Annotated in this window: 25 protein-coding genes and 1 pseudogene; 12 read left to right on the top strand and 14 right to left on the bottom strand. The window is 60.2% G+C overall.

Going from position 1 to position 22,143, the window contains the following annotated elements:
* Positions 1–17: 17 nt before the first annotated feature.
* Positions 18–926, bottom strand: coding sequence for a LysR substrate-binding domain-containing protein (locus ACI77I_RS15675; RefSeq protein WP_406997916.1), 909 nt, complete (start codon positions 924–926; stop codon positions 18–20).
* A 92-nt stretch (positions 927–1,018) separates the two neighbouring features.
* Here ACI77I_RS15675 and ACI77I_RS15680 point away from each other — a divergent pair, with 92 nt between their 5' ends.
* Both ACI77I_RS15680 and ACI77I_RS15685 read left to right on the top strand, forming a co-directional pair.
* On the top strand, positions 1,019–2,041 hold the full coding sequence (locus ACI77I_RS15680) for an EamA family transporter (RefSeq protein ID WP_263273164.1): 1,023 nt from the start codon (positions 1,019–1,021) through the stop codon (positions 2,039–2,041).
* The gene (locus ACI77I_RS15685; RefSeq protein ID WP_406997930.1) at positions 1,998–2,873 is read left to right on the top strand and encodes an alpha/beta fold hydrolase; all 876 of its coding nucleotides are present in this window, start codon (positions 1,998–2,000) and stop codon (positions 2,871–2,873) included. Before ACI77I_RS15680 ends, ACI77I_RS15685 begins: the two co-directional genes overlap by 44 nt.
* A gap of 178 nt (positions 2,874–3,051) precedes the next feature.
* Here ACI77I_RS15685 and ACI77I_RS15690 read toward each other — a convergent pair whose 3' ends face one another.
* Together ACI77I_RS15690 and ACI77I_RS15695 are read right to left on the bottom strand one after the other, a co-directional pair.
* Positions 3,052–4,455, bottom strand: a complete 1,404-nt coding sequence (locus ACI77I_RS15690) for an MFS transporter (RefSeq protein WP_263273165.1) — start codon at positions 4,453–4,455, stop codon at positions 3,052–3,054.
* Between the two features lie 143 nt (positions 4,456–4,598).
* A complete protein-coding gene (locus ACI77I_RS15695) occupies positions 4,599–5,129 on the bottom strand; it encodes a GNAT family N-acetyltransferase (protein ID WP_406997917.1) in 531 nt (176 codons plus the stop codon).
* 153 nt (positions 5,130–5,282) lie between these two features.
* Between ACI77I_RS15695 and proP the strand changes: the two genes are divergently transcribed.
* Positions 5,283–6,785, top strand: a complete 1,503-nt coding sequence (proP, locus tag ACI77I_RS15700; protein ID WP_094950150.1) for a glycine betaine/L-proline transporter ProP — start codon at positions 5,283–5,285, stop codon at positions 6,783–6,785.
* Between the two features lie 52 nt (positions 6,786–6,837).
* Positions 6,838–7,344 carry a GAF domain-containing protein gene (locus tag ACI77I_RS15705; RefSeq protein WP_406997918.1) on the top strand — a complete coding sequence of 169 codons (507 nt, stop codon included), beginning with the start codon at positions 6,838–6,840 and terminating at the stop codon, positions 7,342–7,344.
* Positions 7,345–7,532: 188 nt separating this feature from the next.
* On the opposite strand, the gene ACI77I_RS15710 is transcribed toward ACI77I_RS15705, so the two are convergent.
* The 4 genes and pseudogenes from ACI77I_RS15710 to ACI77I_RS15725 all read right to left on the bottom strand — a co-directional run bounded on the left by ACI77I_RS15710 (position 7,533) and on the right by ACI77I_RS15725 (position 9,663).
* A complete protein-coding gene (locus ACI77I_RS15710; protein WP_406997919.1) occupies positions 7,533–7,901 on the bottom strand; it encodes a hypothetical protein in 369 nt (122 codons plus the stop codon).
* 159 nt (positions 7,902–8,060) lie between these two features.
* Positions 8,061–8,270, bottom strand: a pseudogene (locus ACI77I_RS15715) (helix-turn-helix domain-containing protein); the annotation flags it as partial.
* A gap of 53 nt (positions 8,271–8,323) precedes the next feature.
* Entirely contained in the window at positions 8,324–8,689 is a 366-nt protein-coding gene (locus tag ACI77I_RS15720; RefSeq protein ID WP_094950153.1) for a hypothetical protein, read from the bottom strand.
* Positions 8,690–8,841: 152 nt separating this feature from the next.
* A complete protein-coding gene (locus ACI77I_RS15725; RefSeq protein WP_406997920.1) occupies positions 8,842–9,663 on the bottom strand; it encodes an AraC family transcriptional regulator in 822 nt (273 codons plus the stop codon).
* A 97-nt stretch (positions 9,664–9,760) separates the two neighbouring features.
* On the opposite strand from ACI77I_RS15725, the gene ACI77I_RS15730 reads away from it, so the two are divergent.
* On the top strand, positions 9,761–10,972 hold the full coding sequence (locus ACI77I_RS15730) for an MFS transporter (RefSeq protein WP_094950155.1): 1,212 nt from the start codon (positions 9,761–9,763) through the stop codon (positions 10,970–10,972).
* A 124-nt stretch (positions 10,973–11,096) separates the two neighbouring features.
* Here ACI77I_RS15730 and ACI77I_RS15735 read toward each other — a convergent pair whose 3' ends face one another.
* Positions 11,097–11,519 (bottom strand): MAPEG family protein, encoded by a 423-nt coding sequence (locus ACI77I_RS15735; RefSeq protein WP_094950156.1) that lies wholly within the window; start codon positions 11,517–11,519, stop codon positions 11,097–11,099.
* Positions 11,512–11,817, bottom strand: coding sequence for a DUF2834 domain-containing protein (locus tag ACI77I_RS15740; protein ID WP_406997921.1), 306 nt, complete (start codon positions 11,815–11,817; stop codon positions 11,512–11,514). The genes ACI77I_RS15735 and ACI77I_RS15740 overlap by 8 nt, the downstream gene beginning before the upstream one ends.
* A gap of 83 nt (positions 11,818–11,900) precedes the next feature.
* On the opposite strand from ACI77I_RS15740, the gene ACI77I_RS15745 reads away from it, so the two are divergent.
* Both ACI77I_RS15745 and ACI77I_RS15750 read left to right on the top strand, forming a co-directional pair.
* Positions 11,901–12,689, top strand: coding sequence for a helix-turn-helix domain-containing protein (locus ACI77I_RS15745; protein WP_406997922.1), 789 nt, complete (start codon positions 11,901–11,903; stop codon positions 12,687–12,689).
* A gap of 55 nt (positions 12,690–12,744) precedes the next feature.
* Complete coding sequence (locus ACI77I_RS15750; RefSeq protein WP_406997923.1) at positions 12,745–14,454, top strand: amidase; 1,710 nt, start codon at positions 12,745–12,747, stop codon at positions 14,452–14,454.
* A gap of 279 nt (positions 14,455–14,733) precedes the next feature.
* Here the strand turns inward: ACI77I_RS15750 and ACI77I_RS15755 are convergent, their stop codons facing one another.
* The 3 genes from ACI77I_RS15755 to ACI77I_RS15765 are packed head-to-tail and all read right to left on the bottom strand — an operon-like array spanning position 14,734 to position 16,164.
* Positions 14,734–15,471, bottom strand: coding sequence for a CPBP family intramembrane glutamic endopeptidase (locus ACI77I_RS15755; protein WP_406997924.1), 738 nt, complete (start codon positions 15,469–15,471; stop codon positions 14,734–14,736).
* Between the two features lie 7 nt (positions 15,472–15,478).
* On the bottom strand, positions 15,479–15,949 hold the full coding sequence (locus tag ACI77I_RS15760; protein ID WP_094953565.1) for a RidA family protein: 471 nt from the start codon (positions 15,947–15,949) through the stop codon (positions 15,479–15,481).
* Positions 15,946–16,164 carry a DUF6434 domain-containing protein gene (locus ACI77I_RS15765; RefSeq protein WP_094953564.1) on the bottom strand — a complete coding sequence of 73 codons (219 nt, stop codon included), beginning with the start codon at positions 16,162–16,164 and terminating at the stop codon, positions 15,946–15,948. The genes ACI77I_RS15760 and ACI77I_RS15765 overlap by 4 nt, the downstream gene beginning before the upstream one ends.
* 256 nt (positions 16,165–16,420) lie before the next feature.
* Here ACI77I_RS15765 and ACI77I_RS15770 point away from each other — a divergent pair, with 256 nt between their 5' ends.
* Positions 16,421–16,852: a nuclear transport factor 2 family protein gene (locus tag ACI77I_RS15770; RefSeq protein ID WP_083358615.1), complete on the top strand. Its 432-nt coding sequence runs from the start codon at positions 16,421–16,423 to the stop codon at positions 16,850–16,852.
* Positions 16,853–16,868: 16 nt separating this feature from the next.
* Here ACI77I_RS15770 and ACI77I_RS15775 read toward each other — a convergent pair whose 3' ends face one another.
* Positions 16,869–18,203, bottom strand: a complete 1,335-nt coding sequence (locus ACI77I_RS15775) for a PLP-dependent aminotransferase family protein (protein WP_406997925.1) — start codon at positions 18,201–18,203, stop codon at positions 16,869–16,871.
* A gap of 89 nt (positions 18,204–18,292) precedes the next feature.
* Between ACI77I_RS15775 and ACI77I_RS15780 the strand changes: the two genes are divergently transcribed.
* The gene (locus ACI77I_RS15780) at positions 18,293–19,183 is read left to right on the top strand and encodes a DMT family transporter (RefSeq protein WP_406997926.1); all 891 of its coding nucleotides are present in this window, start codon (positions 18,293–18,295) and stop codon (positions 19,181–19,183) included.
* Here ACI77I_RS15780 and ACI77I_RS15785 read toward each other — a convergent pair.
* Positions 19,180–19,734 carry a YceI family protein gene (locus ACI77I_RS15785; RefSeq protein ID WP_406997927.1) on the bottom strand — a complete coding sequence of 185 codons (555 nt, stop codon included), beginning with the start codon at positions 19,732–19,734 and terminating at the stop codon, positions 19,180–19,182. The two genes, ACI77I_RS15780 and ACI77I_RS15785, sit on opposite strands and share 4 nt — an antisense overlap.
* 135 nt (positions 19,735–19,869) lie before the next feature.
* Here ACI77I_RS15785 and ACI77I_RS15790 point away from each other — a divergent pair, with 135 nt between their 5' ends.
* From ACI77I_RS15790 to ACI77I_RS15800, 3 genes are all read left to right on the top strand, one after another.
* A complete protein-coding gene (locus ACI77I_RS15790) occupies positions 19,870–20,364 on the top strand; it encodes a PaaI family thioesterase (protein ID WP_406997928.1) in 495 nt (164 codons plus the stop codon).
* A gap of 44 nt (positions 20,365–20,408) precedes the next feature.
* A complete protein-coding gene (gene yghX / locus ACI77I_RS15795; protein ID WP_263273182.1) occupies positions 20,409–21,296 on the top strand; it encodes a YghX family hydrolase in 888 nt (295 codons plus the stop codon).
* Positions 21,297–21,770: 474 nt separating this feature from the next.
* Positions 21,771–22,073 (top strand): DUF6124 family protein, encoded by a 303-nt coding sequence (locus tag ACI77I_RS15800; protein ID WP_406997929.1) that lies wholly within the window; start codon positions 21,771–21,773, stop codon positions 22,071–22,073.
* Positions 22,074–22,143 lie beyond the last annotated feature (70 nt).

Here is a 22,143-nt window from a genome sequence, read left to right on the forward strand (position 1 = left end):
GGGCGGTCGCGCCCCTGTCAGCCATCACCCTGCAATTGCGCTTCAAGCCAGGTCAGCAGCGCCACAACCTCGCTGCGCGGGCCTGTGCCTTGCTGCCTGTAGACCGAAATCGCCTCGGGCAAATGCACACTCTCGGCGCAGGGCCTTACCAACGCCCCACTTTCAATCAAGCGGCTGGCGGTGCGACGCCAGCCCATGGCGACACCGTGCCCCTCCACAGCGGCTTGCAGCATCAGCGGGTAGCTGTCGAAAGTGGCACTGCGCGCATCCACGGCCAATACCTGACCAAACACCTGCAGCCATTCACCCCACTCCATCAAGTGCGGTGGCGCGGCGCTGTGGTGCAAAAATGTGTGGGTGCGCAATGCGCTGAGCGGCAGGGGTTGTTCGGCGCTGAGATACGCAGGGCTGCAGACCGGAAACACCTCGTCAGAAGCGGTGAACATCAAGGGGTGAGCGCCACTGGCACGCCGGGTACTTTGCAGGGCAACGTCGAAGTGGTCATTGAACTCAGTGAGCGGCCGGGTGGAGGTCACCACCTGGATTTCGATGTGCGGGTATTGCTGGTGAAACGTCGACAGGCGCGGCATCAACCAATAAAACGCCTCGCACAGCTGGCAGAGCAGGACCACACGACGGTGGTCAGTGGACGCGCGCAAACCCGCAGCGCCGTCACTGATGCTGTGCAGCGCATGGCTGACCACCTGCCCCAGTTCACGCCCTTCCTGGGTGAGGAAGACCGCGCGATTGCGCCGATAAAACAGCTTCACCCCCAGATTATCTTCCAGCCCGCGAATTTGCCGGCTGACAGCGGCCTGGGTGATGTGCAACTCATCCGCCGCCTTGGAGAAACTTTCCAGGCGGGCCGCCGCTTCAAACGGTAGCAAGCTGGCGAGGGGCGGCAAGTTTTTGCCAAGCGTATTCATAAGCTGAGGTTATGCATCCTGGGTCGAGAACTCGTTTGTAGCACAACCCTGTGGGTGTGCACCATTAATCCATTACCTCATGGATACCTCTGATGACCTCAACGCGAACCTCTGTTTTCACCGGTGTGCTACTGGCCAGTGTTGCCACACTGGGCTGGGCGCTGAACTTCATCGCCCCCTACGTCACCGGTGACTACAGCCTGTATGACCTGATGACCGTACGGTTTCTGCTGGTCGGTGTGCTGGGCGTTTGCGGGATGATCCTGTGCCGCGCTCAACTGCGATTGCTCAGCCCAGGGCAATGCTGGCTCGCCGCAGCGCTTGGCGCATCCGGTTGCCTGGCGTACGGCGTGTGCATCGCCGCAGGCGTTATGTTTGGTGGCCCGGTATTGACGCCTGCCTGTGTCGGCATGGTGCCGGTGTTACTGGCTCTGGTCGGTAACGCCCGCAACAAGACAGTGCCCTGGCGTCGGCTGGCGGCGCCGTTATTGTGCCTGACCGTGGGGCTCTTGCTTTCGAACATCAGCAGCCTGCACCAACCGGCGTTAAGTGCAGTTTCGTGGCTGGCCGGCCTGTTTTTTTCGTTGAGCGCAGTTGCCTTGTGGCTGGGGTTCAGCGTGGTTAACCAAAAACACCTGACAACCCTTCCTGCCCAAGCCACCGGCCTCTGGACCGCGTTGATGTTGGTGGGCGCCGGCGGCACTGCCGCCTGCCTGTTGCCGGTGCTCTATGCATTCGACCTGCTCCAGCTGCCAACCCTGGGATTTGGCCTCCCTCAGGCAGGTGCGCTGTATGCCTGGAGCCTGATCATCGCAGTGATGTCCACCGTGGCCGGTGCCTGGGCCTGGAACGCAGCCACCCGGCGGCTGCCGATGGTGCTCAGCGGCCAATTGATCGCCCTGGAATCACTGTTCGCCACCCTGCTCGGCCTGTGGTTCCACGGTCGTGGCCCTTCTGTCATGGAAGCCACGGGGCTGGCGGCGGTGCTGGTCGGCGTGGTCTTGGCGGTGCGTATTATCCTGACAGGCGCAAAGCCCGTCTTAACGTTGAACACTGATGGGAGACCCAATGATGACCTGCACCCGCGACTCACTTGCACTGCCCGAAACCTTTGATTTTCAAGGCCAGGCTATCCGCTGGGGGCAAATCGGCACAGCCGGGCCCGCGTTAGTAATGGTGCATGGCACGCCCTTCTCGTCCCATGTATGGCGGCGTATTGCGCCGTTGTTTTCGCAGCGTTATCGCGTGTTCTATTACGACCTGCCGGGCTATGGGCTGTCGGCAAAAAAACCGGGCCAGGATGTGTCCCTGGGTGCGCAAAACACCGTGCTGGCAGCGCTGCTTGAGCATTGGCGTCTGGAGCGCCCGCACGTGCTCGCCCATGACTTTGGCGGCGCCACCGCGTTACGCGCGCACCTGTTAAATGGCTGCGAGTACGCCAGCCTAAGCCTGATCGATCCCGTGGCGATTGCCCCCTGGGGCTCTGACCTGATCCAGCATGTGCGCCGTCACGAACACGCATTCAGCGAAGCGCCGCCTTACATTCACGAAGCGATTGTGTGCGCCTATCTCCAGGGCGCCGCCTACGCGCCGTTGCCTGGCGAGGTGCTGCAAGCCTATGTCACGCCGTGGACCGGCGAGCAAGGCCAAGCGGCTTTTTACCGACAGATTGCGCAGATGGATCAACGCTACACCGACGAGATCGAGCACCGACTCGGCGAAATCCGCTGCCCGGTGTTGCTGCTATGGGGTGAAGAAGACGCTTGGATCCCGGCCGCTCAGGGCGACGTGCTCCACAGCAGGATAACCGACGTCACCTACCTGCGCATCCCGCTAGCGGGGCATCTCGTACAAGAGGACGCGCCAGAAGCCATCGCAGCTCATCTGGTCCATTTTTTAGAGCCAGCCCTTTCAACATCGTTGAAAAAACCAGCCCTATTTGACTAACGCCCGTCAGTTAAGGGCAAACACTGCAACTGTAGCAATCTGGCTCACCATGGCGAGCGGGCTTGCCCCGCGTTGGGTTGCGAAGCGACCCCAAAATGGAACTGCTACGCAGCCCAACAAGACAAACCGAGAAGCTACAGTGCACGCCCACGCTGCCACCAGCGCGGGCATGCGCAGCTCACAAATCAGTGATTTCTTTATGGCGTGGCACCAGCGCCTTCATCACGCTCCACGCCACCAGGTACGCCAGCGCACAGATCGCGAACATGATCATGTAGCCGGTATGAATGTCGTTGATGGACTTGTAGTAGTCGAACACCCAACCGCCAATCTTGGTCATCACCACACCGCCCAGCCCACCGGCCATGCCGCCGATGCCGACCACCGAGGCCACGGTTTTCTGCGGGAACATGTCGGACACGGTGGTGAAGATGTTGCACGACCACGCTTGGTGTGCCGAGGCACCCACGCCGATCAGCAGCACCGGCACCCAGAAGCTCAGGTAGCCGAACGGCTGCGCCAGCAACACCACCAGCGGGAACAGTGCGATGACCAGCATGGCTTTCATGCGGCCGTCATAGGGTGCATCGCCACGGGCCATGAAGTAGCTGGGGAACCAGCCGCCGCCGATACTGCCGACCATGGTCATGCTGTACAGCACCGCCAGCGGCATCACGATATCGGCGCCTTTCATGCCGTATTGCGCCGACAGGTAAGTCGGCAGCCAGAACAGGAAGAACCACCACACGCCGTCGGTCATGAACTTGCCGAAGGCAAACGCCCAGGTCTGGCGATAGGTCAGTAGCTTGAACCACGAGACTTTTTTCGGGATTGTACCGGCGGGTTCAGGCGTGAACGGTTGCACCGTCTGATCGCTGCGGATATAGGCCAGTTCTGCGGCCGACAGGCGTTTTTGCTGCTCCGGTTTTTCGTAAACCATTGCCCACACCGCGACCCACACAAAGCCCAACATGCCAATGACCATAAAGGCCGCTTCCCAGCCCCACATTCCGGCAATCAAGGGCACACAGATCGGCGCCAGGATCGCTCCCACGTTAGCCCCGGAGTTAAAGATACCGGTGGCAAATGAGCGTTCTTTTTTCGGGAAGTATTCGGCGGTGGCCTTGATCGCGATGGGGAAGTTACCCGCCTCGCCAATCGCCAGCACCGCGCGTGACAGCATGAAGCCGGCAATCGACACCGGGATCACCGCCAGGCCGATGGCACCGCTCACGGCAGCGATGCCCTCACCCATCGGCACCGAGAACGCATGCATGATCGCGCCGGTGGACCAGATACAGATCGCCACCACATAGGCGGCCTTGGTGCCGATCTTGTCGACAAACCGCCCGGCAAACAGCATGGAAATCGCATAGACAAACTGGAACACCGCCGCAATGTTGGCGTAGTCCGTATTGCTCCAGCCAAATTGTGTCGACAGCTGCGGCGCTAAAAGGCTGAGGACCTGGCGGTCGAGGTAATTGACGGTGGTGGCGAAGAACAACATCGCGCAGATAGTCCAGCGATAGTTGCCGACGGCCGTGCCGACGCGATGGGCGTTGAGGGGCTCATTCAAATTCATGGCATCACTTTTTATTTTTGTTAGATAGGACATACGCAACGTCATATGTCGTCGTACAACCGTGACTTTTATAGCGAGCTCCCAGAACGCTGTCAATCTGAAAGATTGCGGTTTATCTAGGTGTCAGGCGGGTACTAAAATACTCAGCTAGCAGAGGTTGTAGGATGACGCAGGCGAAAAACCAGGCTCGGCGCCTGGCCCGGCACATCGTCGAGCGCGCCAAAGGGCTGCATGCCAAGCTTCTCCAACACACGAATCGAGGCGGCGTGATCAGGCCGCACCAGCCCGAATACCTCAGGCAAGCCGAGGGTTTGGAACGCCATCGCCAATGCATCACGCCCCAGCTCAGTGGCGTAGCCCTGCCCCCAGGCCTCGACGGCGAAGCGATAACCCAGGTTGATGCGCCGCTCGGTCAGGTAATTGAGGGGTGCCACGCCGCCAAAGCCAATGATGTGCTCCGGTGCCTCGCGGCGCGCAATCGCCCACCAGCCGTAGCCTTGGGTGGCCCACTGCTCGCACCAGTGATTGAGCAGGCGTTGAGCGTCGGCCAGGCTGGCCATCGGGCCCGCAGGATTGAACAGGTTGGTCTGCGGGTCGGCGAAGATCGCGAACAATCGCTGCACGTCGCTGGGTTCGGGCTTACGGTAGGTCAGGCGTGAGGCGGTGACAGGCATTCGGATAATTCCCTGTTGAAGCCATGAAGTTCAATTCATTTGCAAAAAAAAGCAAATAGAGGTGAATTATTTCATGTCTGGTTGTATCTGAACTGACAGAGCGGTGCCATCGCAACGATGGCACCTCCCCTGTTCAGTTTTAGAGTGGCTCGCATGAAATTACGTAAGAAAAGCGTCAAACCCATCGGATTGAAAGACATCACCATCGTCGACGACGCCAAGGTGCGCAAGGCAATCACCGCCGCCGCACTGGGTAACGCCATGGAATGGTTCGACTTTGGCGTCTATGGCTTTGTCGCCTACGTACTTGGCAAAGTGTTCTTCCCCGACGCCTCGCCCAGCGTACAAATGATCGCCGCCTTGGGCACCTTCTCTGTGCCGTTCCTGATTCGCCCATTGGGTGGCCTGTTCTTCGGCGCCCTGGGTGACAAATACGGGCGGCAGAAAGTCCTCGCCGCCACCATCGTCATCATGTCCTTGAGCACCTTCGCCATCGGCCTGATTCCCGGGTATGCCTCGATTGGCATCTGGGCACCGATCCTGCTGCTGCTGTGCAAAATGGCCCAAGGGTTCTCGGTAGGCGGTGAGTACACCGGCGCCTCGATCTTCGTCGCCGAATACGCGCCGGACCGTAAACGCGGGTTCCTTGGCAGTTGGTTGGACTTCGGCTCCATCGCCGGTTTCGTGCTTGGCGCCGGTGTGGTGGTACTGATTTCCACCATCCTGGGTGAAGCCGACTTCGAAGCCTGGGGCTGGCGCCTGCCGTTCTTCCTCGCCCTGCCCCTGGGCCTCATCGGCCTGTACCTGCGCCACGCGCTGGAAGAAACCCCAGCCTTCCAGCAGCACATGGACAAACTCGAGCAAGGCGACCTCCAAGGCCTGACCCACGGCCCCAAAGTGTCGTTCAAAGAGGTCGCCACCCAACACTGGCGCAGCCTGCTGACCTGCATCGGGATCGTCGCGGCCACTAACGTGACGTACTACATGCTGCTGACCTACATGCCCAGCTACCTGTCGCACAACCTGCACTACAAAGAAAACAGCGGCGTGCTGATCATCATCGCGATCATGGTCGGCATGCTGTTCGTGCAGCCGTTCATTGGTTTTATCAGCGACAAGATCGGCCGCAAGCCCTTCATCATCGCCGGCAGTGTCGGCTTGCTGTTCCTGTCGATTCCGGCGTTCATGCTGATCACCAGCGGCAAGATCGGCCTGATCTTCGCAGGCCTGCTGATCCTCGCGGTGATCTTGAACTTCTTCATCGGCGTGATGGCCTCGACCCTGCCCGCAATGTTCCCCACGCATTTGCGTTACAGCGCGTTGGCCAGTGCGTTCAACGTCTCGGTATTGATCGCCGGTATCACCCCAACCGCCGTGGCGTGGCTGGTGGAAAGCACCAACAACTTGTTCATGCCCGCCTACTACCTGATGGTGTTTGCGGTGGTCGGCCTGATCACCGGCCTGACCATGAAGGAAACCGCCAACAAGCCCCTGCGCGGCGCGGCACCGGCGGCCTCGGACATGGCCGAAGCCAAGGAAATCCTGCAAGAGCACCACGACAATATCGAGCAGAAGATCGAAGACATCGACACTCAAATTGCCGAGCTGGAAGCCAAGCGCCAGAACCTGGTGCAGCAGCATCCACGGATTAATTAACCCCTGCCCCTGCGTGGCGGCCCGCGCCGCCACGCCATTGGAGTGCTTAAGCATGGTTCCAAGCGTCACCGCAGCACACGCGTTACTCAGCGCCGATGAGCGCGCTGCCATCGCCGAAATCGAAGCCACCACCAGCGTCCTGCAATTGGTTACCCGCCTGACCGGCATGCGCTTTGCCGGTATCGCCAAATTCACCGACCAGGAATGGGTGGTGTGCTCGGCCTATGACCCGCTGCAAATGGGCATTCATGTCAACGACGTACTCGACCTGGAAACCACGCTGTGCAGTGAGTTCTGCATCGACCCTCAAACATTGTTCATCCCGCAAATCAGCCAGAACGGCCGGTTTGCCGCACGCCCGGTGGTCCAGCAATACGCCATCGAAAGCTATGCCGGCGCGCCGATCTTCTTGCCCGATGGCCGCCTGTTCGGCGCGCTGTGCGCCCTGGATTCGCGGGCGATGCTGTTTGACGACCCTAATCTGCCGGAAACCCTGAGCCTGTTTGCGCGGCTGATCGGTTGTATTTTCTACGCTAATTTGACGGCGGCTGATCAGTGATACCTGAGTTCGAAAGTTGTGGCGGAAGTTGGTTGTCTGCCCCATCTGCCTGCATTCCGCGCAGCAAACGCTTATTGGCGTGATCACGCAGAAAAAATGCACGGTGAAGAAAATCCAATTAAGAAGAGTCAAACATGATGCGTGGACAACGCAGGCTCTTCTTAATTAACTCTGTATAGTTCAGCCGACTATAGATAGTTATTATATTCTTCCGGCATAACGATTTCATAACCCTCACTACCAGAACCAAACACCAAATCCACTTTTTGCCGACTTTTCAAATCAGTTTCCACTTCCGCCTCGGAAGTGATAAAAAGCTCAAAATCACTTTCATTTGTGAGCCCTATGGTCTCGCTGACACTCAAATCACTCCCGTCTATTGCCCGAACGTTAAAGATCACTGCACCGTCCAATTCAGCCGTCACCGTGTAATCGGAAACCGCCCCCCTTACCTTTCTTTCGAACACTTCGGTTTTGTCATACAGGTTCACACAAGAGAGCTGTATAGACCCCGCCGTCGTCAATGTGAATTTTAACTTGACTTGATTCTTAAACATCGCAGCCACCCTATTTAGCAGTTTAATGAAAATCGCTCACACAATGATGTGTTTCAACAAGGTCGAGGATGGGGATGTAAGACGCAATTGCCAACTGTCAATGCTTACAGTTCCTTATAAGCATTCGCAATAATAAAGTGCGTATTTAAGCGCTCCAAATTACCCGAGCACCTGACTCGGCGTCTTGCCAAACTGCTTCTTGAACATGCGGGTAAAGGCGCTTGGGCTTTCATCGCCCAACTCGATGGCCACCTCGATGATCTTCTCCCCTACCGCAATGCGCTGCAGCGCCAACAGCAAGCGTGCTTGTTGGCACCATTGGCCGAACGTCAGGCCGGTTTCCTTGCGGAACCAGCGCTGATTAGGTTTGAGCGGCACGTCAAACCGCGGGTTGACGTGCTCTATTCTTAACGCAGCATTATTCAATGAGGACTGTCATCGTAGGGAGGGGTAAGGCCTACGTAATAACTCGACTTATCAGGACCGAAGGTTAATTGCATGCTTTCACCGTGATTTAACGTAGTCATCCCGCCCGCGTCTATGTCAATCTTAGATAGACTTTCATTTTTAACGCTGAATGTCGTCTTTTCCTTCAGGCCGCTACCATCCAGCGCACGGACGCACAGGGATACGCAGATTCCTATTTTAGGTGAAATTTTATAGTCAACCGTGGCCGCTTTGATTTTTCTAATGGACACCTCTTTTCCCGCACGGGGGGAGTAAAAGATCTCCATAGGCTCGGTTGTATTTAATGTAATTTCCAAACTAATTTCATCATCTTCAGCCATCACTGCCACCTCACTGTGAATTATCCTTTAATGCCGCTCACCCACTATTTTGCTTGAGCCTGACAAAATTACTTTTTCACTGCGCGATTGCCAACTGTCAACATTCACAGTTCTTTAGAGGCATTCGCAATAACAAAGCGTCACGTGATGCACTATTTAAAAAACTGACTCGGCGTCTTGCCAAACTGCTTCTTGAACATGCTGGTAAAGGCACTTGGGCTTTCATAGCCCAACTCGATGGCCACCTCGATGATCTTCTCCCCTACCGCAATGCGCTCCAGCGCCAGCAGCAAGCGTGCTTGTTGGCGCCATTGGCCGAAGGTCAGGCCGGTTTCCTTGCGAAACAAGCGCTGGATGGTTTTCTGATCCAGGTCCAGTCGCTCGCTCCAATCCGCCACCGTCGAGGCATCGCCCGGCTCCTGTTGCAGCGCCTGGCAAATACGATTGATGCGCAGGTCGACTGGCTGCGGCAGCGACAGCGGCAAGGCCGGCAGGATGGCGAGTTCGTCGAGGATCAGGTGCATGATTCGGGCGTCGCGCGAATCCTCGGCGTACGGCGGCTTCAAGCTGACCGAGGCCTTGATCAGTTCGCTCAGCAATGGCGACACACTCACGGTCTTGGGTTCGCTGGGCAAATTGGGAAAGCGGTCCGGGCGCACAAACACGCTGCGCATCTTCAGGGTGCCCACGCAGCGCAGTGAATGGACTTGCCCGCAGGGCATCCAGAAGCCGCGATTGGGCGGCACCGTCCATTGGTTCAGCGCCGAATACACCACCATCACGCCTTCGACGGCGTAGAGCAGTTGATGCTTCTCGTGGCTATGCTCGGGGATCACCCAGTTTTCGGGGTAATCGGTGGCGGAACTGATCACAGCCCAGTCGCCTTCGTCGATCTCCCGCAGAAATACATCCAGTGATTTGATGATTTCGCCCTTTTTGCGATGGTTAGCGCCCGAATTACGCGAGACAGGCATTTTCTGCGAATCTAGCATAAACGCCGCAACATTTAGAAACGGGCAGCGCGCTAAAGTACGCACTGCCCCTGTTCGCTGCCTTGTATGGAATGCCTGCATGTCGAGCCTGACCGCGCCACCCGCCACAGCAACCACTACGCCGCAAATAAGCCCCTTGGTCATGCGCGTCCTTGGCGCCTGCGCCCTGGCGCACATGATCAATGACCTGATCCAGGCCGTGTTGCCATCGATCTACCCGATGCTCAAGGCCAACTACGGGCTGAGCTTTACCCAAGTCGGCCTGATCACCCTCACCTTCCAGCTGACCGCGTCCTTGCTGCAACCCTGGATCGGTTACCACACCGACCGCCACCCCAAGCCCTGGCTGTTGCCGGCGGGCATGGTGTGCACGTTGGTCGGCATCCTGCTGCTGGCGTTTGTCGGCACCTTCCCGTTGATCCTGTTGGCGGCGGCGCTGGTCGGTGTCGGCTCGTCGACCTTCCACCCGGAAACCTCACGCGTGGCGCGCCTGGCCTCGGGCGGGCGTTATGGCCTGGCACAATCGACCTTCCAGGTCGGCGGCAACACCGGCAGCGCCTTCGGCCCATTGCTGGCGGCGGCGATCATCATTCCGTACGGCCAAACTCATATCGCCTGGTTCGGGCTGTTCGCCGTGTTCGCGATCATGGTGCTGTACGGCTTGAGCCGTTGGTACCGCCACCACCTCAACCTGTTCAAACTCAAGCAAGGCGGCAAGGCCACCCACGGTTTGTCAAAAGGCCGCGTGACCTTTGCCTTGGTGGTATTGGCGCTGCTGGTGTTCTCCAAATACTTCTACATGACCAGCCTCACCAGCTACTTCACCTTTTACCTGATCGAGAAGTTCCACCTGTCGGTGGCCAGCTCGCAGATGTACCTGTTCCTGTTCCTCGGCGCGGTGGCCGTCGGCACCTTTGCCGGTGGCCCGATTGGCGACAAGATCGGGCGCAAGAAAGTCATCTGGTTCTCGATCCTGGGCGCTGCGCCCTTCACCCTGGCCCTGCCCTACGTTGACCTGTTCTGGACCGCCGTGCTCAGCGTGGTGATCGGCTTCATCATCGCCTCGGCCTTTTCGGCCATCGTGGTCTTTGCCCAGGAACTGGTGCCGGGCAATGTGGGGATGATCGCGGGTATCTTCTTCGGCCTGATGTTTGGCTTCAGCGGCATTGGCGCCGCGTTGCTCGGCTTGCTGGCCGACAACCACGGCATCGAGTACGTCTATAAAATCTGCTCGTTCCTGCCGTTGGCGGGCATCCTGACGATTTTGCTGCCCTCGACCAAAGGCGTCTGACCGGCCGAACCCCGACGCTGTTACCGCACCGGGGCCGGCTCGCCCAGCTAATTGTGGCAAGCGGGCTTCCTGTGGCGAGCGGGCTTGCCCGAATCGCCACATCGAATGCGAACGATGGCGCTTTTTATATCAGCCTGGAAACCACCATGGCGCCGAGACCGAAGAGGCACATCACACCTACAACGTAAGCTACTGTACGCCAGGGTTGCTGCCCTGCCAGATACGTCACCGTGTGTACCAGACGAGCCGCTGTAAACCCGCCGAACAACCAGACCGTGACGACACTGGAACTCCCCACTGCCACGCACAACCCGCCCAACACAAAAAACAGCGGAATGTTCTCCAGATCATTCGCCCAGGCCTTTTTCGCTCTGCTGACGTGTGGCAGTTCTTCCGGTTGCGCTGAGCGGCTGAAAAAAGCTGCATCCTCAAGGTTGGTAAACGCCAGCCCCCGAATTCGGAAGAAACCCTGGTAGCAAGAAATCGCAAACATCTTCAGGCACAGCACTAGCACGCACCCTGCGTAGATAGGCAGCAGTTCATTCATCTCGGTACCCATTCACGACGATGTAAAGCAACGGCCCGACCGAAACAAACACTGCCGTCAGCAAAAAATACGGCACCAGGCAGGCAACCGAGCGCCCTCGCCCGCGCGCATCCCGGTACATCCACACACACGCCAGCAGCGCCATCAGATACAGGTCGATCACCACCTGCGCGGTGTCCGGCCGAGACATCAGTTCCCGCCCGAACGCCAGCAGCGATTGCTCGGCCGTGAGCATCGTGACCAGGGTGTACAGCGAAAATCCCAGCAAACCGGCCAAGGCGAAATAGGGTCTGTGCATGGTGCCGTCCTTGAAATGATCGAGGCTCAACATAGTGATAAGGTTGCGCCTCTCGCAATGACCTCGGAGGTCATAATCTGGCCATGGATAACCCTTCAACTGCCGGCCAACACCTGCGCCAATTGCGCCGACACGCCCAGCTGAGCCAGTTGGACCTGGCCTTGATCACGGGTGTTTCCCAGCGCCATCTCAGCTGCATCGAAACCGGCCGCGCCAAGCCGAGCCCGGGCACGTTGCATGCGTTGCTCACGGCCCTGGACGCCCCGCTGGAGCAATGCAACCGCGTGTTCCTCGCCGCCGGTTATGCGCCGCGCTACACCGCTACACCGCTCGCGTCACCGGCCATGGCCGCCATTCGTGAAGCGGTCAGCCACGTGTTGCACGCCAACAACCCCGCCCCGGCGATTCTGCTGGGCAGCCAGTGGGAAGTCCTCGCCACCAATGCCAGTACCTGCGTTTTATTTGAGCTGGTGGGGATCAAAGCGAATGCGGCCAACGAGCTAAACCTGCTGACAACCCTGCTGCAAACCGGCGGCCTGGGTGATCACCTGATCAACGCCGAAGAGATCCGCACCGTCGCCTGGCAACGCGCCACGCGCGAGGCTCTGGGCAACCCGGCACTGGCGGCGTTGCTGACGAGTTTGCCGGCGCCGCCCCGTACCGAACTGCCCATCGACATGCCGCCACTGGTGTTGACGCGTATCCGCTCAAGCCGGGGCGAGCTGAACTTCCTGTCGACCTTCACCACGTTCGGCATGCCCCAGGACATCACGCTCACCTCGCTGCGTATCGAACATCTGATTCCGGCTGACGAGCCCACGTGGCAAGTGATGCGCGCTGGCTATGCGGATTATGCCGCGCTGGTTTTGTGAAATATCTGTACGTAGACTGCCGCCATACCTCCCACTTGAAGGCGGCGAAAAACACGTGATGCAAGTTACTGAAGTTTCCATTGCCCAACTGCGCGCGGCACTTGAAAGCGGCCAGACCACTGCCGTAGAACTGGTCCAGGCTTACCTGGCGCGGATCGAGGCCTATGACGGCGCGCAGACCGCCACCGCCTTGAATGCCGTGGTGGTGCGCAATCCCGAGGCGCTCAAAGAAGCCCAGGCGTGCGATGCACGTCGGGCCAAAGGCGAAACCTTGGGGCCATTGGACGGTATTCCCTACACCGCCAAAGACAGCTATTTGGTCAAGGGCCTGACGGCAGCTTCCGGCAGCCCGGCCTTCGCCAAACTGGTGGCGCAGCGTGACGCCTTCACCATTGAACGCCTGCGCGCCGGCGGCGCCATCTGCCTGGGCAAGACCAATATGCCGCCGATGGCCAACGGCGGGATGCAGCGCGGCGTGTATGGCCGCGCAGAAAGCCCGTATAACGCCGACTACCTCACCGCACCGTTTGCCTCCGGTTCCTCCAACGGCGCGGGCACGGCAACGGCTGCCAGCTTCGCCGCCTTCGGCCTGGCCGAAGAAACCTGGTCAAGCGGGCGCGGCCCGGCGTCCAACAATGGCTTGTGTGCCTACACGCCGTCGCGCGGGGTGATTTCGGTGCGCGGTAACTGGCCGTTGACGCCAACCATGGACGTGGTGGTGCCGTATGCGCGCACCATGGCCGACTTGCTCGAAGTACTCGACGTGGTGGTCGCCGACGACCCCGACACCCGTGGCGACCTGTGGCGCCTGCAACCCTGGGTGCCAATCCCCAGCGTGGCTTCGGTGCGCCCGGCGTCTTATGCGGAGCTGGCGGTGAGCAGTGAATCCCTCGCTGGCAAACGTTTCGGCGTGCCGCGCATGTACATCAACGCCGACCCCGACGCCGGCACCAGCGAAAAGCCTGGGATCGGCGGGCCGACTGGGCAAAAGATCAACACCCGCGCCAGCGTCATCGACCTGTGGCAGGACGCGCGCCAGGCGCTGGAAGCCGCTGGGGCTGAAGTGATCGAGGTGGATTTCCCGCTGGTGTCCAACTGCGAAGGCGACCGCCCTGGCGCGCCGACCGTATTTACCCGCGGCCTGGTCTCTAAGGAATTTCTGCACGACGAATTGTGGGAGCTGTCGGCCTGGGCGTTCGATGACTTCCTGCGCGCCAACGACGACCCGCACCTGAACCGCCTGGCTGACGTGGACGGGCCGAAAATCTTCCCACACGACCCCGGCACCCTGCCCAACCGTGAAGACGACCTGGCCGCCGGCATGGACGAATACGTGCGCATGGCCGAGCGCGGCATCACGCCGTGGAACGAGATCAGCACCGTGCCGGATGGCCTGCGTGGCCTGGAGCAAACCCGGCGCATCGACCTGGAAGACTGGATGGACACGCTGGGGCTGGACGCGGTGCTGTTCCCCACCGTGGCCGACGTTGGCCCGGCGGATGCCGATGTTAACGAAGCCAGCGCCGACATTGCCTGGAGCAACGGCGTCTGGGTGGCCAACGGCAACCTCGCGATTCGCCACCTGGGCGTGCCCACCGTCACCGTGCCGATGGGCGTGATGGCAGACATCGGCATGCCGGTGGGGCTGACCTTCGCCGGGCGTGCCTATGACGACTCGGCGCTGCTGCGGTTTGCGTGCGCGTATGAAGCCACCGGCAGCAAACGCCAGATCCCACCGCGCACGCCGCCGTTGGCAGCAGAATAGACGCTGGCAAAAAATGTGGGAGCTGGCTTGCTCGCGAAAGCGCTGGGTCAGTCACCGGATGTATTGGCTGACACACCGCCTTCGCGAGCAAGCCCGCTCCCACATTGGCCTGTGTTTCAAATCAAGTGATGCAGGGCACGGCGATCAGTAGCAGGCTAAACGCGGTCCAAATGTGGGAGCTGGCTTGCCTGCGATAGCGGTGGATCAGTTGGCCTATTTGTCACTGAAAGACAGCTATCGCAGGCAAGCCAGCTCCCACAGATTTTGCTGTGTTTCAACTCAAGCCACCCACGGCACGGCAATCAGCAAGATTGCCGTGCCGTGGGTGGCGGTCGCCGCCAGTACGCCATAGCGCAGGCGCACCAGCGCGCAGGCCAACCCTTCGATCAGGGTGAACAGCAACACCGGCCAGCCGAGTTGGGTCACGCTCAGTGCCAGGAATGCATGGCAGGCCGCAAAGGCTACGCCGCTGATCAATGCCGCACGCAATGGTGTCAGTTGTTGCTCCAGGTAACCCTGCAAGAACCCGCGAAACAGCACCTCTTCCAATGCATTAGCGCCATAGGCCAAGACCACCATGCCCGGCAGCCAGACCCAGTAGCCATGGATCTCGCTGGCCTCGATGCCTTGGTAAACCCGCAGCGGCACACCGATCAAACAGCCAACTATCAGCCCTGCACCCAGGCCAACAACCGGGTTGCCGATGGTCCAGCGCACCAGCCGCCACAACTCCGGCGCGATGCGTGCCAACAGCATAATCAGCAACACCGACAGCCCGCCCAGTGCCGCCAGCACGAACGCATTGGCGCTGAATGCAATCTGCACCTCGCGGCTGAGCGCCCACAGGCCCAGCGGCGTCATTGCATCACGCATCAACACGAACGCCGCCAACAAGATCAGGATGCGCATCGCAGTCAGCACCCTGGGCGTCAGCGCAAACCACACGCCAAACAACACCAGCCCAGGCGCTACGTAGGTGGCGTAGTTGATCAGTACCACCAAGCCCTGAGTGATCATGTGCGAGTCAACCGTGAGCCACGGCAATCATGTCGATCTCCACCGCCGCCGACTTCGGCAACTGCATCACCCCCAGCGACGTACGCGTATGTACCCCGGCGCTGCCGAGAATCTCGTGCAACAGGTCCGAGGCACCGTTGGCCACTTCACTTTGCTGATCAAAATCTTCAGCGCTGCGCACATACACGTTGATGCGCGGGATGGCCTTGATCTGGTCCAGCGAACCCAGCGCCTGCTTGAGCAAGCCCAGGCAACGCAACGCGCTGATACCGGCGGCGATTTGCGCCTGGGCCAGGGTCAGGCTGTCGCCGACTTTGCCCGGCAGCACGATGGTGTCTCCCACACGGGGAATCTGGCCGCTGATGTACAAGTGGTTGCCCTCGCGCACCCACGGCGTGTAGTTGCCGCCGATTTTGAATTCGTTGAGCTGATAGCCAATGCGCTGTTGAGCGGCCTGGTATTTTTCGTCGCGTGTCATGGGCGTGAGTCCTCGTTTCGACGTTGCCACTCAACCACCACATCGCCCAGGGTCTTGGGAATGTCGTTGCGAATCCAGGCCATGAATGGCCGGTCGAACTTGAACGCGGGGCCACAGTGTAAAAGCATGAAGCGGCGTACGTTCTGGGTATTTTTGTAGTGTGGCGTCACGGGCGTAGCGCGGGTGATGGGGTCGCTGTGCCAGTCAAAATCCATAGTGTTCACCGGGCGATTGTTGTTTCGGCAGTAGCATAGCGATGTGCTACTTGGGCAGGAAGCGGCAAGATCAGTCCTTGAAACCCACCCAATGTGTTGGGATATCGTACAAGGGCAACAGGCTCTTAAAATGCCTTTTAGCCCATCACTTTCAAATATTTCAAATTTTCACTTTCCTTCACCGCTCGAAATATTGCATGGTTGTACGACAACTTAAATTGTCGTGTTCGCCCCTAACAACAATAAGGAAGCACCCATGCCAAACGTCAAAGTGCTGATCGGTTTTCTGTGCCTGTTTACCGGCTACGTCGCAGCTGCGCCTGCCCCCGCCGAGAAGGATGTGGCCCAAGCGGTCGACCAACTGACCCAAGCCATGCTGCACCTGGACCTCAAGCAGCTGCACGCCTTGACCTCCGACAAACTCACCTACGGCCACTCCAGCGGCAAGGTGCAGAACAAAGCGCAATTTATCGCGGACCTTGAAACCCACACCAGCGCCTTCAAGACCCTCGAAATGCAGAACCAGACCATCACCCTGGACGGCGACACCGCCCTGGTGCGCAACCACTTTCACGCGCTGGCGGTGAACAGCGGCGTAGACACGCCCACCGACATCGACAACTTCCAGGTCTGGCAGAAGCAAAAAGGCCAATGGCTGCTGATCGGGCGCCAGGCTTACAAGTACTGATCGCCATCGGTGCGGCTCACCACCGCACCACTTCGCGCACCGTCACCAGCGCCTCGCGCAGCGCCGCCATGTCCACCGAGCCCAGCGCCAACCGCAACGCATGCGGCACGATCGCCGACACCGTAAACGGCTCGGCGGTGGACACGCAAATACCCTCGCGCTGCAACACCATGGCGACCTGATCAGCCCGCGCGTCCTCCCCCAGCGGCAACCACAGAAAATACGATGACGGGTGGCTGATGTACTCCACGCCTTTGAGCACCTGCGCCGCCAAGGCCTGCCGCGCCTGGGCATCCTGGCGTTTTTGCGCTTCCAACTGCGCGACGGTGCCGTCCTCGATCCAGGCCACGGCCAGCGCGCTCATCACCCCGGGCACGTTCCAAGTGGTGGCCATGATGGTGCGTTCCAGCTTCTTTACCCACGGCGCCGGCGCTGCAACAAACCCCACGCGCAAGCCGGTGGCGACGCTCTTGGAAAACCCGCCGACGTACACCGTGCACTCAGGCGCCAAGGTCGCCAGTGGCGGCGGTGCCTCTGCGGCCAGAAACGCGTAGGCCGCGTCCTCGATGATTATCAGGTGGTGCTGACGGGCAATGCTGACCAGTTGCTCGCGCTGCGCCAGGCTCATCACCCAGCCCAACGGGTTGTGCAAGGTCGGAATGCTGTACACCGCGCGCACCGCGCGCACCGGGCGCTTGCTGCACAGGCGTTGCAGTGCGTCCAGGTCCGGGCCGCCGGCAGTGACCGGGATGGCGACGATTTCCAGGTGCAGGGTTTCGGCCAGCACCTTGAAGCCTGAATAGGTCAATGCATCGACGGCGACCACATCCCCAGGCTTGAGCAACGCCATCATGGTCACCGCCAGCCCATGCTGCGCGCCGCTGACCACCAGCACCTGCTCGGCCTCAACACTCAGGCCCCGGCTCAACAGGTGCCGCGCCACCACCGCGCGCTCGTGCAGGCGGCCAGCGTGGGGCTGGTAACGCAGCAAGGCGTCGAGGTCGCCCGACAGCGCCAGTTGGCGCAAAGCCGTGCGCAACATATCGGCCTGGCCCGGCAACGACGGGTAGTTGAAGTTGAGGTCGAGCATGCCGGTTGCGACGCTCATCTGCCCACTGCCCTGCCCCGGCGGTAACGAAATCTCACGCACAAAAGTGCCCCGCCCGGTTTCACCACTGACCAGGCCCATGGCCTCAAGCTCGGTGTACACCCGGCTGGCGGTGACCAGCGCCAGGCCGTGGTCGGCGGCCAATTGCCGGTGGGTGGGCAAGCGTGTGCCGGGCGCCAGTGCGCCGCTGCGGATGTCCTCGGCGTAGGTGTCGACCAACGACTTGTAGCGGGCGCGTGGCATCGGTGATGTATCCATGACAATTTTTTGATTGTCTTAATCTTCAATCCTAGGATGGCCAAACGCAACTTATCCTTTTCGAGCACGCCCTCATGGAACGCACCTCACGCCTCAACACCCTCGACAGCAGCACCCAAGGTTGGATCAACGGCTTTATCGGCGTGGTGATTTTCAGCGGCTCGCTGCCGGCCACACGTTTGGCGGTGATGGAATTCAACCCGTTGTTCCTGACCATGATCCGCGCCACCCTCGCCGCTGCGCTGGGGCTGTGCCTGCTGTGGCTATTCCGGGAGAAACGCCCCGCGCGCGGCCAATGGGCGCCGCTGGCAATCGTCGCGTTCGGCGTGGTCATCGGCTTCCCATTGCTCACAGCGCTGGCGCTGCAATACGTGACGTCTGCCCACTCCATCGTGTTTATCGGCCTGCTGCCGCTGGCCACGGCGGTGTTTGGCGTGCTGCGTGGCGGCGAGCGGCCGCGCCCGGTGTTCTGGTTGTTTTCAATCCTCGGCAGCCTGCTGGTGATGGGCTATGCCGTTGCCCAAGGCTTGAGCGCCGCGCCCGCCGGTGACGTGCTGATGTTATTGGCGGTGCTGGTGTGCGGTTTGGGGTATGCCGAGGGCGCCAAGTTGTCGCGCAGCCTGGGTGGTTGGCAGGTGATCTGCTGGGCGCTGGTGGTGTCGTTGCCGGTGGTGGCGCCGTTGAGCGTGATCCTGGCGCCCGCGACCTTGACCGGCATCAGCCTGCCAGCCTGGCTGAGCCTGGGTTATGTGTCGTTGTTCAGCATGCTGATCGGTTTTGTGTTCTGGTACCGCGGCCTGGCCCAGGGTGGCATCGCCGCCGTCGGCCAGTTGCAACTGCTGCAGCCGTTCTTTGGCCTGGCGCTGGCGGCGGGCCTGCTGCATGAGCAGGTCAGCCTGGGCATGCTGCTGGTAACCGTTGCGGTGATCGGCTGCGTGGCCGGGGCAAAAAGGTTCGCACGCTAGCGTTGCGGCGCGACCATCTTGAACTTGATGTTGATGTCGTTGGACACAACGCTGTTGCCCGCCCACTCGCCCTCGCCGATCTTGAAGTCGGCGCGCTTGAGCACGAACTCACCGTCGAACACACCGATGCCGCTTTGCTCCTTGAGCAACACCGTGATATCCACCGGCCGCGTAATGCCCTTGATCGTCAGGTTGCCGGTGATCTTGTAGCGGTTATCCCCCAGCGCCGTGGCGCCGCTGGATTCATACACACCGACCGGATAGGTCGCGGTATCGAACCACGCGGCCTGTTGCAACTGGGTATTGGCGTCCTGGCTGCCGGCATCGATGCTGGCGAGCTGGATCTTGAGCAACGCACGCGCCGCTTCGGGCTTTTGCGTATCGAAGCTCAGGGTGCCCTCAAAGTCGCTGAAGGTGCCGTACACCCGCTGCCCGAATTGCTGAAAGGTAAAGTTGATCTGGCTGGCCGTACGGTTAACGTCTTTGTATTCCACCGCCTGGGCGCTGGCAAACCAACCAGAGACGAGGGCCAGCAGGACGACCAGGGACATTCGACACTTCATGGAACACGCCGCAAAACAAAGGACAAACGTGCTGAGCTAACACGCCACGGTATGGATTTATTCCCTTTCGGTGCGTGCCCTGCTAAACAGAGTAGTCGCCAAAAGAAACAATAAGGACTTTGCATGCACACCCCTTCCCTGCAGGACACCACCGCCCCCGAAGGCATTTGCTACGGCTGCGGCGGCAGCAACCCGCATGGCCTGCATATCAAGAGCCGCTGGGATGCCGATGGCGTCCATGTCATCGCCGAGCATCAGCCCGAGGCCAAATACAGCGGCTGGCCCGAGCTGGTCTACGGCGGCCTGATCGCCATGCTGGTGGACTGCCACTCCAACTGGACCGCCATGGCCTACCACTATCGCGCCGAGCAGCGCGAACCCGGCAGCCTGCCGCGCATCGACTGCGTCACCGGCAACCTGGGCATCAAATTCATCAAACCCACGCCCATGGGCGTAACGCTGAGCCTGCGCGCGCGGGTCGAGGGCGAAGTGGGGCGTAAAAGCCGCGTGGTCTGCGAGGTGTACGCCGGAGACGTGCTCACCGCCATCGGCGACTCGGTGTTCGTGCGCGTCGACACCCGGCAACTGTCAGATTCCGCCCATGGCCGCGTGCGCTGATCCTGGTCTACATTGACTGGCACCGCTAATCGAGGAATGCACCGATGACTCGTCTCACCGCGAAAGACTTTGCCCCCGAACTGCTGGAACTCTACGACGGCTACGCCCACGGCAAGCTCAACCGCCGCGAATTTCTAGACCGCGCAGCGCTGTTCACCTTCGGCGGCCTCACCGCCTCCGCGCTGCTGGCGGCCCTGAGCCCCAACTACGCGCTGGCCGAACAAGTCAAATTCACCGACCCCGACATCATCGCCGACTACATCACCTACCCCTCGCCCAAAGGCAACGGCACAGTGCGCGGCTACCTGGTGCGCCCGGCCAAAGCCAGCGGCAAACTGCCGGCCGTGGTGGTGGTCCACGAAAACCGTGGCCTGAACCCCTACATCGAAGACGTGGCAAGGCGCCTGGCCAAAGCCGGCTTCATCGCCCTGGCGCCGGACGGCCTGACCTCCGTGGGCGGCTACCCCGGCAACGATGAAAAAGGCGTGGAACTGCAACAGAAAGTCGACCCCGAAAAACTCATGAACGACTTCTTCGCCGCCATCGAATGGCTGATGCACCACGACAGCAGCACCGGCAAAGTCGGGATTACCGGCTTCTGCTACGGCGGCGGCGTGACCAATGCGGCAGCGGTGGCCTACCCCGAATTGGGCGCGGCGGTGTCGTTCTACGGGCGTCAACCGGAGGCCAAGGACGTGCCACGCATCAAGGCGCCCATCATGCTGCACTACGGCGAGTTGGATACGCGGATCAATGAAGGCTGGCCTGCTTATGAAAAGGCGTTGAAGGCGGCGGGTACGACCTATGAGGCGTTTATCTACAAGGGCGCCAACCATGGGTTTCATAATGATTCGACGCCGAGATATGACGAGGCGGCGGCGAATCTGGCGTGGGAAAGAACCCTCGGCTGGTTTCACAAATACCTGGCCTAGCCCCCATCTAAACTGTGGGAGCTGGCTTGCCTGCGATGGCGGTCTTGCAGTGACAAATATGCTGGCCGGCCCGGCGCTATCGCAGGCAAGCCAGCTCCCACATATGATCGGTGTTGGTTGATCGACATGCATTGTTAAAGGCCAGCAATCCATATCCCTTTAATTTGCAGGAAGTTTTCTAGACAATCCTTCGGCCTTGCGCCTGCTCACGCCACTGGCTAGCCTTCGCTCTGTCGCTGCACATCAGCGATCGGGTGTGGAAACCTGGGAATCAGTAGGCGCAAAGCGCCAGCACCATCAGACCGATGTCGGCGTTTTCTTTTCGCCTTCAGAAAGCTATATGGCGGCTGTTCGTGGGCAGACTTCGGTCTGACCGGGTCCTACTGCCTGGTTTTCCACCCTGCGTACAGCTGCCACCCTTTGTCGTGTGGAAACGACATCAGGATGGCTCCCCTTTTCAGTAGAAGCTTATGCATGAGCAAAATTGTCCCGGACCCGCCCCACGCCATCCCGGACCGCGAAGTCTTCGAGCGCGCCCTGAGTCACTCCCTGCAACCCGCCTCACCACCGTCCTTTACCGTGCACCAAGACCTCAGCTTCGAAGACGCCCTCGCCCAAATCTGCGACCTGCTGCGCTGTGCTGCAGCCACCGCCGCCGACACCCTCCAAGGCCTGACCGGCGATCAACGCCACCTGGCCGGCGCCACCGAACACCTGATCGACATGGCCCGCACACTGGCCGACCGCGCACTGGATTGCCTGCAACCCAAGGCATAAGCCACTACCCCTGACACAACACCACCCAAAATGTGGGAGCGGGCGTGCGCGCGGGCGCGGGGTAACCGCC

Source organism: Pseudomonas sp. D47, from assembly GCF_045447305.1.
GTDB lineage: Bacteria > Pseudomonadota > Gammaproteobacteria > Pseudomonadales > Pseudomonadaceae > Aquipseudomonas.